Source organism: Promicromonospora kroppenstedtii DSM 19349, assembly GCF_000515355.1.
GTDB classification, from domain to species: Bacteria; Actinomycetota; Actinomycetes; order Actinomycetales; family Cellulomonadaceae; genus Promicromonospora; species Promicromonospora kroppenstedtii.
This window is the reverse complement of sequence record NZ_KI911641.1, coordinates 123,096-132,558: the sequence shown is the minus strand read 5'-3', so window position 1 is coordinate 132,558 and position 9,463 is coordinate 123,096. Positions and strand designations below refer to the sequence as shown.

The window sequence follows — 9,463 nt, the reverse complement described above, 5'->3', positions numbered from 1 at the left end:
GCCGTCGTGGCGGCCGTGTGCTCCTGCAGGCTCGCCACCTCGAACGGGCCCGCGAGCACCGCCTCGATGCCCTGCACCGCCGCGGCGAGCTGGTCCACCGTGGTCGCGATCGGCTTGTCGGCCGCCGTCGTCGCCGCGCGGATCTCGTAGCCGTCGGCGCGGGCGCCCTGGCCCGACGGCGAGTTCACCACGAGGTCGATCTGCCCCTCGGTGATGAGCCCCACGACCGTCAGCTCACCGTCCGGCCCACGGCCCTCGGTGTGCTTGCGCACCTCGGTGGCCTCGATGCCGTTGCGGCGCAGCACGTTGGCGGTGCCGGCCGTGGCGAGCACCTTGAAGCCGAGCTCGACCAGGCGCTTGACCGGGAAGACCACGTGCCGCTTGTCGCTGTCGGCCACCGACACGAAGACCGTGCCCGACGTCGGCAGGCCGCCGAACGCCGCCGCCTGCGACTTGGCGAACGCGTGCGGGAAGTCCTTGTCGAAGCCCATGACCTCGCCCGTGGAGCGCATCTCCGGGCCGAGCACCGAGTCGACGACCAGACCCTCACGGGTACGGAACCGCTTGAACGGCAGCACGGCCTCCTTGACGGCCAGCGGCGCGCCCAGGTCGAGCGTGGCGCCGTCGTGCTCCGGGAGCACCCCGGCCGCACGCAGGTCGGCGATGGACTCGCCCACCATCACGCGGGCCGCGGCCTTGGCGAGCGGCGTGCCCGTCGCCTTGGAGACGAACGGCACGGTGCGCGACGCGCGGGGGTTGGCCTCCAGGACATACAGGACGTCGCTGACGAGCGCGTACTGGACGTTGAGCAGGCCGCGCACGCCCACACCCTTGGCGATGGCCTCGGTGGAGCGGCGGATGCGCGCGATCTCGGTCTCGCTCAGCGACACCGGGGGCAGCACGCACGCCGAGTCGCCGGAGTGGATGCCGGCCTCCTCGATGTGCTCCATGACGCCGCCCAGGAACAGCTCCTCGCCGTCGTACAGCGCGTCGACGTCGATCTCCATCGCGTCGTCGAGGAACCGGTCGATGAGCAGCGGGGCCGCCAGCGTGCCCGGGGCGCCGTCGCGCGCGGCGGCCGCCGCGCTCTCGGCCAGGGCCCGCTCGACGTAGCCGGTGAGCTGGTCCTCGCTGTAGACGATCTCCATACCGCGGCCGCCGAGCACGTACGACGGGCGCACGAGCACCGGGTAGCCGATGGACTCGGCGACGTCGCGGGCCTGGGCCAGCGACCGGGCCGTGCCGAACGCGGGGGCCGGGAGGCCGGCGTCGAGCAGCACCTGGCCGAAGATGCCGCGGTCCTCCGCGGCATCGATGGCCTCGGGGCTGGTACCCAGGATCGGCAGGCCGGCCTCGGCCAGACGCCGGGCCAGGCTCAGCGGCGTCTGCCCGCCGAGCTGGACGATGATGCCCTTGACCGGACCGGCCGCGAGCTCGGCCTGGTAGACCTCCAGGACGTCCTCGAAGGTCAGCGGCTCGAAGTACAGGCGGTCGGACGTGTCGTAGTCCGTCGAGACCGTCTCGGGGTTGCAGTTGACCATGACGGTCTCGTACTTCTCCGCCAGCGCCAGGGTGGCGTGCACGCACGAGTAGTCGAACTCGATGCCCTGGCCGATGCGGTTGGGGCCCGAACCGAGGATGATCACGGCCTCCCGCTCACGGGGGGCAACCTCGGACTCGGAGTCGTAGCTCGAGTAGTGGTACGGGGTCTTGGCCGCGAACTCGGCCGCGCAGGTGTCGACGGTCTTGTAGACCGGGCGGACGCCGAGGGCGTGGCGGATCTCGCGCACCGTGGCCTCGCCGGAGCCGCTCATGCCGCGCAGCGCCGCGACCTGGACGTCGGACAGGCCGTGCCGCTTGGCGTGCCGCAGCACGTCCTCGGTCAGCGTGGGCGACGTCGCGACCTGCTGGGCGACCTCGTTGACGAGCTGGATCTGGTCGAGGAACCACGGGTCAATCTTGGTGGCCTCGAAGACCTCCTCGAGCGTGGTGCCGCCCGGCACACCGACCGAACGCAGGGCCTGCTGGACCTGCACCAGGCGCTGCTCGGTGGGCCGCTCGATCTCCTTGAGCAGCGTGGCGAGCTCCTCGCCGGTCGGGGCGTCGCCGTCCCAGTGGAACGTCACGCCGCCCTTGTCGATGGAACGCAGGGCCTTGCCCAGCGCCTCGGTGAAGTTGCGGCCCAGCGCCATGGCCTCGCCCACCGACTTCATGGTGGTGGTCAGGGTGTCGTCGGCGGCGGGGAACTTCTCGAACGCGAACCGCGGCACCTTGACCACGACGTAGTCGAGCGTGGGCTCGAAGCTCGCGGGGGTCACCTTGGTGATGTCGTTCGGGATCTCGTCCAGCGTGTAGCCGACGGCGAGCTTGGCGGCGATCTTCGCGATCGGGAAGCCGGTCGCCTTGGAGGCCAGCGCCGAGGAGCGCGACACGCGGGGGTTCATCTCGATGACGATGATGCGGCCGTCGGCCGGGTCGATCGCGAACTGGATGTTGCAGCCGCCGGTGTCGACACCGACCTCGCGGATGACGGCGATGCCGATGTCGCGCAGCTTCTGGTACTCGCGGTCGGTGAGCGTCAGGGCGGGCGCCACGGTCACGGAGTCGCCAGTGTGCACGCCCACCGGGTCGACGTTCTCGATGGAGCAGACGACCACGACGTTGTCGTTCTTGTCGCGCATGAGCTCGAGCTCGTACTCCTTCCACCCCAGGATGGACTCCTCGAGGAGCACCTCCGTGGTGGGCGAGTAGTGCAGGCCCTGCCCGACGATGCGGTGCAGGTCCGCCTCGTCGTAGGCGAGGCCGGAGCCCAGGCCGCCCATGGTGAACGACGGGCGCACGACCATCGGGTAGCCGAGCACCTCGGCGGCCTTGAGGGCCTCGTCGATCGTGTGCACGATCTCGGAGCGCGCCGACTCGCCGCCGCACTTGGTGACGACGTCCTTGAACTGCTGGCGGTCCTCGCCCTTCTGGATGGCGGGGATGTTGGCGCCGATCAGCTCGACGCCGTACTTCTCCAGCACGCCTGCCTCGTCCAGCGCGATAGCGGCGTTGAGCGCCGTCTGGCCGCCCAGGGTCGGCAGCAGCGCGTCCGGACGCTCCTTGGCGATGATCGTGGTCAGGACCTCGGTGGTGATCGGCTCCACGTAGGTCGCGTCCGCGAACTCGGGGTCCGTCATGATCGTGGCCGGGTTCGAGTTGACCAGGATGACCCGCAGGCCCTCCTCCTTCAGGACCCGGCAGGCCTGGGTCCCGGAGTAGTCGAACTCGCAGGCCTGGCCGATGACGATCGGGCCGGACCCGATCACCAGGACCGAGGAGATGTCGGTACGACGAGGCATCAGTGGTTCTCCTCGGAGTTGAGCTGTGCTGCTGCGGGCTGGGCGGCGGGCTGTGCGGCGGGCTGGGTGGTGAGGGCGGGCGGCCAGGCCGACGGGTCCGCCATCAGGCCGACGAAGCGGTCGAACAGGTAGGCGGCGTCGTGCGGACCGGCGGCGGCCTCCGGGTGGTACTGCACCGAGAAGGCGGGCCGGTCGAGGCAGGTCAACCCCTCCACGACCTGGTCGTTCAGGCCCACGTGCGAGACGACGACGCGGCCGTAGCGGCCGCCGTCGTGCGGGGCGTCGGAGATCGCGGGCGAGCCGTCCTCGGCGAACACCGGCGCGTCCACGGCGAAGCCGTGGTTGTGCGCGGTGACCTCGACCTTGGCGGTCGTGCGGTCCAGCACCGGCTGGTTGATGCCGCGGTGCCCGTAGCCGAGCTTGTAGGTGCCGTAGCCGAGCGCACGGCCCAGGAGCTGGTTGCCGAAGCAGATGCCGAAGAACGGGATGCCGCGGTCCAGGACGGCGCGAAGCAGCTCGACCTCGTGGCCGGCGGCGCCGGGGTCACCCGGGCCGTTGGAGAAGAAGACGCCACGGGGGGCGTCGTCGGGCAGGTCCGCGAAGGCACCCAGGACGTCGTCGATCGTCGAGGCCTGGGGCACGACGACGACGCGCACGCCGCGCTCGGCCAGCCGCGCCGGCGTCATGGCCTTGATGCCCAGGTCGACCGCGACCACGGTGGCGACCGGCGGCTGCCCGGCGTGCTCGCCGGACGGCTCCACCGTGTAGGCCTCCTGGGTGGAGACCTCGGGGGCCAGGTTGGCGCCCGCCATCTGCGGGGACGCCTGCACCTCGGCCACCAGCTCCTCGACGGGGCGCGGGTAGCCGCCGCGCACCAGGTCGTCGCCGGAGAAGATCCCGGCGCGCATCACGCCCTCCTCGCGCAGGCGGCGGGTCAGCGCGCGGGTGTCGACGTCGGAGATGCCGACGACACCCTGCGCGGCCAGCTCCTCACCGAGGGAGCGCTGCGCGCGCCAGTTCGAGACGCGGCGCGCGGGGTCGCGGACCACGTAGCCCGAGACCCAGATGCGGCCCGACTCGGGGTCCTCGTCGTTGACGCCCGTGTTGCCCACGTGCGGCGCCGTCATGACGACGATCTGCCGGTGGTAGGACGGGTCAGTCAGCGTCTCCTGGTAGCCGGTCATGCCGGTGGAGAAGACGATCTCGCCGAACGACGTGCCGGTGGCGCCGTAGGCACGGCCGCGGTAGGTGGTGCCGTCCTCGAGGACCAGCGCTGCTGTAGTTGTCTGTGCTGGCGTCTGTGCCGGCGTGCTTGCCGGTGTGTCTGCGGGCGTCATCGGGATGGTCACCGGGCCTCCTGCTGGTGCGGGTACTGCTGCTGCGGGTACTGCTGGTCAAGGTGCTCGATCTGCGAGGCGGGCTGCTGGCCGGGCTGCTGGCCCGAGCGCTGCTGGGCGGCCAGCAGGTGCCGGACGGCGTCCACCAGGCCGCCTCGGTCCTCGGCGCGGCGCGTGCGCAGGCCGGTGTCGACCAGGGCCGCGGGCACGCCGCCGGCCTCCGGGACGGCCCAGGTGAGGACGACGAGCCCGTCCGCGCCGACGTACTTGCCGGCCATGCCCGGGGCGAGGCCGGTGCTGCGGATCTCGGTCACCGGGAGCCAGAGATCGGCGGTGCCGTCGCGCTCGATCAGCACGCCCTGGTCGTGCACGGAGACGACGGCGTGCGCGCGGTCGCCCAGGCCGTGCGCGCCCACGCGGGCGAGCCAGTCGCCGTGCAGCGTCGTCGAGACGTAGACGGCCTCGACGGGGCCGAAGCGGAGGGCGCCGACACCGTCGGCCGTGGGCGCGACCGGCGGGACGGGAACCACGGTCGTGGTGCGCTGCGCGAGCCGACGTCGGCCGATGAGGGTCACGTACAGCACGAGGAAGATCGCCAGGGCGATCAGCAGGGCTACGGCGAGGATCTTCATCGGCCGGCTCCTTCGAGAGCTGTGTTCTGCGGGTTGCTGGTGGTATCGACGACCGCACCGTCCAGGACCGTCGCGCGCCCCCGCAGGAACGTCGCGACCACGCGGCCCGGCAGCTCCATCCCGCCGAACGGGGTGTTGTCGCTGGCCGTGACCTGGGTGCGGCCGTCGATCGCGCGGGTGGCGCCCGCGTCCACGAGGGTCAGGTTGGCCGGCTCGCCGACGGCGATCGGGCGGCCCTGCGTCGCGTCGATCCGCCCGATGCGGGCCGGGTTCTGCGAGAGCACGCGGGCGACGTCGGCCCAGGTCATGCGGCCGGTGTCGACCATGGTCTGCTGGACCACGGACAGCGCGGTCTCCAGGCCGGTCATGCCGAACGCCGCCGAGGACCACTCGCAGTCCTTGTCCTCGACCGGGTGCGGGGCGTGGTCGGTGGCGACGATGTCGATGGTGCCGTCGGCCAGGCCGGCGCGGACCGCCTCGACGTCGGCGGCGGTACGCAGCGGCGGGTTCACCTTGAACACCGGGTCGTAGTCGCGGGCCAGCTCGTCGGTGAGCACCAGGTGGTGGGGCGTCACCTCGGCGGTGACGTCGATGCCGCGGCCCTTGGCCCAGCGGATGATCTCCACCGAGCCCGCCGTCGACAGGTGGCAGACGTGCAGGCGCGAGCCCACGTGCTCGGCCAGCAGCACGTCGCGGGCGATGATCGACTCCTCGGCCACCGCGGGCCAACCCGTCAGGCCGATCTGCGCGGAGACGACGCCCTCGTTCATCTGCGCGCCCTCGGTCAGGCGCGGCTCCTGCGCGTGCTGGGCCACGACGCCGTCGAACGCCTTGACGTACTCCAGCGCGCGGCGCATCAGCACCGGGTCGTGCACGCACTTGCCGTCGTCCGAGAAGACGCGCACGCGGGCGGCGGAGTCGGCCATGGCACCCAGCTCGGCAAGCTTCTCGCCGTCCAGGCCCACCGTGACCGCACCGACGGGGTGCACGTCCACCCAGCCGGCCTCCTGGCCGAGCCGGTAGACCTGCTCGACGACGCCCGCGGTGTCCTGCGTCGGCGTCGTGTTGGCCATGGCGTGCACCGCGGTGAACCCGCCCGCCGCGGCGGCGCGGGTGCCGGAGAACACCGTCTCGGCGTCCTCCCGGCCCGGCTCGCGCAGGTGGGTGTGCAGGTCGACGAGGCCGGGCAGGAGCACCAGCCCGGTTCCCTCAGTGCCGCCGTCAGTGCCGCCGCTGCCGCCCTCGGCAGCGACCTCGTGCGCGCCCTCGGGCACCTCGACCGTCCCCGGCGCGCCGATCGCGGCGACCACGCCGTCCGCGAGCACGACGTCGACCGGGTCCGTGCCGTAGGGACGCACCCCACGCAGGACGTAGGTCGTGGTTGAAGGGGTGCTCACAGGGCGGTCCTCTCGTCGGTGCTGGAACTCGTGCTCGGGCTGCTGCTCGGGCTGCTGCTCGTGCTGCCGATGTCGCCCGACAGCAGCAGGTACAGGGCGGCCATCCGGACGGCGACACCGTTGGCCACCTGCTCCACGATCACGGAGCGCGGGTGGTCGGCGGCGGCCGCCGAGATCTCCAGGCCGCGGTTCATCGGCCCGGGATGCATCACGATCGCGTGGTCCGGCAGGACCGCCAGCCGTCGGGCGTCGAACCCGAACTTGCGGCTGTACTCCATGGGGCTCGGGAAGAACGCCCCCGAACCGCCCGACATCCGCTCACGCTGCACCCGCAGCATCATGACCGCATCCGGCTGCCACTGCTCGAGCGTCTCGTCCAGGTGGTACGAGACGCGGCACGGCCAGGTCTCCACGCCCACCGGCACGAGCGTGGGCGGCGCGACCAGGGTGACCTCGGCGCCGAGGGTGTGCAGCAGGTACACGTTCGAGCGCGCGACACGGGAGTGCAGCACGTCGCCGACGATCGCGACGCGCAGGCCGGCCAGGTCGGCTCCGACGGACGTGTCTGTACCGCGACCGTCTTCACCTACCCGGCCGACCAGGTGGCGGCGGATCGTGAACGCGTCCAGTAGCGCCTGCGTAGGGTGCTGGTGCATGCCGTCGCCCGCGTTGAGCACGGCCGCGTCGAGCCAGCCGGCATGCGCGAGCTGGTGCGCCGCGCCCGAGGCCCAGTGGCGCACCACCACGGCGTCGGCGCCCATGGCGTGCAGCGTGAGAGCCGTGTCCTTGAGCGACTCGCCCTTGGACACGCTCGACCCCTTGGCCGAGAAGTTGATGACGTCCGCGGACAGGCGCTTGGCCGCCGTCTCGAACGAGATCCGGGTGCGCGTGGAGTCCTCGTAGAACAGGTTCACCACGGTGCGGCCGCGCAGCGTCGGCAGCTTCTTGTTCTCGCGCGACTGCGTGGCCGCCATCTGCGCGGAGGTGTCCAGGAGCAGGATCGCGTCGTCCTTGGACAGGCCCTGGGTGGTCAGGAGGTGCTTCACCGGGCGCTCCTCTCGTCAGCGTTGTCGGCGGCGACGTGCTCGGCGGCGGCGTGCTCGGCGGCGGCGGCAGCGGGCGCCCCGCTGATGACGACGGCGTCGGCACCCCCGTCGACGTCGGCCAGCCGGACCCGCACGCGCTCGCTGCGCGAGGTGGGCAGGTTCTTGCCGACGTAGTCGGCGCGGATCGGCAGCTCGCGGTGGCCGCGGTCGACGAGCGCGGCGAGCTGGACCACGCGGGGGCGGCCGAGGTCGTTCAGGGCGTCGAGCGCGGCGCGGATGGTGCGGCCGGAGAAGAGGACGTCGTCCACGAGGACGACCACCCTGTCGTCGATCGTGCCGTCCAGGCTGCCCGGCAGGACCGTCTGCCCGACGGCTCGCGTGGGCTGACGGCGCAGGTCGTCGCGGTACATGGTCACGTCGAGCGTGCCGTGCTCGCCGCTGAAGGCGGGCTCGATCTGCGCGAGCCGCTCGGCCAGCCGGCCGGCGAGCTGGACGCCGCGCGTCGGGATGCCGAGGAGGACCAGGTCGGCGGCGCCCTTGTTGCGCTCCACGATCTCGTGGGCGATGCGGGTCAGTGCCCGGGCGATGTCGGCCTCGCCGAGCACGGTGCGCGCGGCGGCGGTGCCGGGAGCAGTGCTCGGGGTGTCGCTGGGGATCTCGCTGGTGCTGCCAGGGGTGGTGCTGGATTCGGGCATGCGGCTGCCAGGATGCATCTGGCGACCTCCTTCTCCGCCTCACTGGACGGGATTAAAGGGAGTCTGACAGCCACCACCCTAACCCGCTCCACCGGGGCGAGACGCCGGGGTCACGACCCGTCGGAAGGGGCGTTGCTCACACCGGCGCGGGCACGACAGCGCCCGCGGGCCCCGGAGCGCCATGAGCACTACGTCATCTTTCTGCCGTAGTGAGACATCTGGCACGTGGCGCACCGTTGGCGTCGCTGCCACTACCGCTGACCGACCCCCGAGGTTCTGTTCAAGCCACGACGTTGCAACGTTTCAAGCCGGTTTCTGTGGGCAGAAGCACGTGGTCTGAACACAACCTCAGGAGCGAACGGCGGGGGCGCTAGTCGCGCAGCACCGCCGTCGCCAGGGCCGCCGCGATCGCGACCAGGGCGAGCACCATCCCGACCGTGCCCGGCCAGCCCGCCAGCGCGAAGCCGATCCCGCCGAGCCAGCCGAACAGGCTGGAGCCCGCGTAGTAGGCGAGGTTGTAGACGGCCGCCGCCTGGGTGCGCGCCTCGGGGGCCGCGACCGGCGTCCACCCGCTGGCCACGGCGTGCGCCCCGAAGAACCCGGCGGTCAGCACGACGAGCCCGGTCAGCACGAGCGGCAGCCAGGCCGACAGCGTGGCCACCACGCCGAGCGCCATCACCGCCGTCGAGACGATCAGCACGCGACGCCGCCCGTGCCGCACCACGAGCCGACCCGTCCGGGCCGACGACCAGGTTCCCGCCAGGTACGCGAGGAACACGAGGCTGACCACGCCCGGCGACAGGCCGAACGGAGCGGCGGCCAGACGGAAACCGAGGTAGTTGTAGACCGCGACGAAGCCGCCCATGAGCAGCAGACCCTGGGCGTCCAGCACGAGCAGGCGCGGGCTGAGCAGTGCGCGGAGCCAGCCGTGGCGACGAACGCGACCGGACCCGTGATCCGCGGCCGTGCCCCCGGACGTCGCCGCCCGCGGCCCGCGGTCCCGGGGCGCGAGCCA

At 72.2% G+C, this 9,463-nt stretch carries 7 protein-coding genes; all 7 read right to left on the bottom strand.

Features of this window, described 5'->3' with window-relative positions; translation table 11 throughout:
• On the bottom strand, positions 1-3,341 hold a 3,341-nt coding region (carB, locus tag PROKR_RS08470; protein ID WP_084800321.1), incomplete at its 3' end, for a carbamoyl-phosphate synthase large subunit.
• On the bottom strand, positions 3,341-4,678 hold the full coding sequence (gene carA / locus PROKR_RS08465) for a glutamine-hydrolyzing carbamoyl-phosphate synthase small subunit (RefSeq protein WP_036962041.1): 1,338 nt from the start codon (positions 4,676-4,678) through the stop codon (positions 3,341-3,343). The genes carB and carA, both read right to left, overlap by 1 nt.
• 8 nt (positions 4,679-4,686) lie before the next feature.
• Positions 4,687-5,310, bottom strand: coding sequence for a PH-like domain-containing protein (locus tag PROKR_RS08460; RefSeq protein WP_036961839.1), 624 nt, complete (start codon positions 5,308-5,310; stop codon positions 4,687-4,689).
• Positions 5,307-6,707 carry a dihydroorotase gene (locus PROKR_RS08455; protein ID WP_051432796.1) on the bottom strand — a complete coding sequence of 467 codons (1,401 nt, stop codon included), beginning with the start codon at positions 6,705-6,707 and terminating at the stop codon, positions 5,307-5,309. Before PROKR_RS08455 ends, PROKR_RS08460 begins: the two co-directional genes overlap by 4 nt.
• Positions 6,704-7,753: an aspartate carbamoyltransferase catalytic subunit gene (locus tag PROKR_RS08450; protein WP_036961836.1), complete on the bottom strand. Its 1,050-nt coding sequence runs from the start codon at positions 7,751-7,753 to the stop codon at positions 6,704-6,706. The genes PROKR_RS08455 and PROKR_RS08450 overlap by 4 nt, the downstream gene beginning before the upstream one ends.
• On the bottom strand, positions 7,750-8,448 hold the full coding sequence (gene pyrR, locus PROKR_RS08445) for a bifunctional pyr operon transcriptional regulator/uracil phosphoribosyltransferase PyrR (RefSeq protein WP_036961834.1): 699 nt from the start codon (positions 8,446-8,448) through the stop codon (positions 7,750-7,752). The genes PROKR_RS08450 and pyrR overlap by 4 nt, the downstream gene beginning before the upstream one ends.
• Before the next feature lie 370 nt (positions 8,449-8,818).
• Positions 8,819-9,463: MFS transporter (locus tag PROKR_RS08440; RefSeq protein ID WP_157601969.1), on the bottom strand; the 645-nt coding region annotated here is incomplete at its 5' end.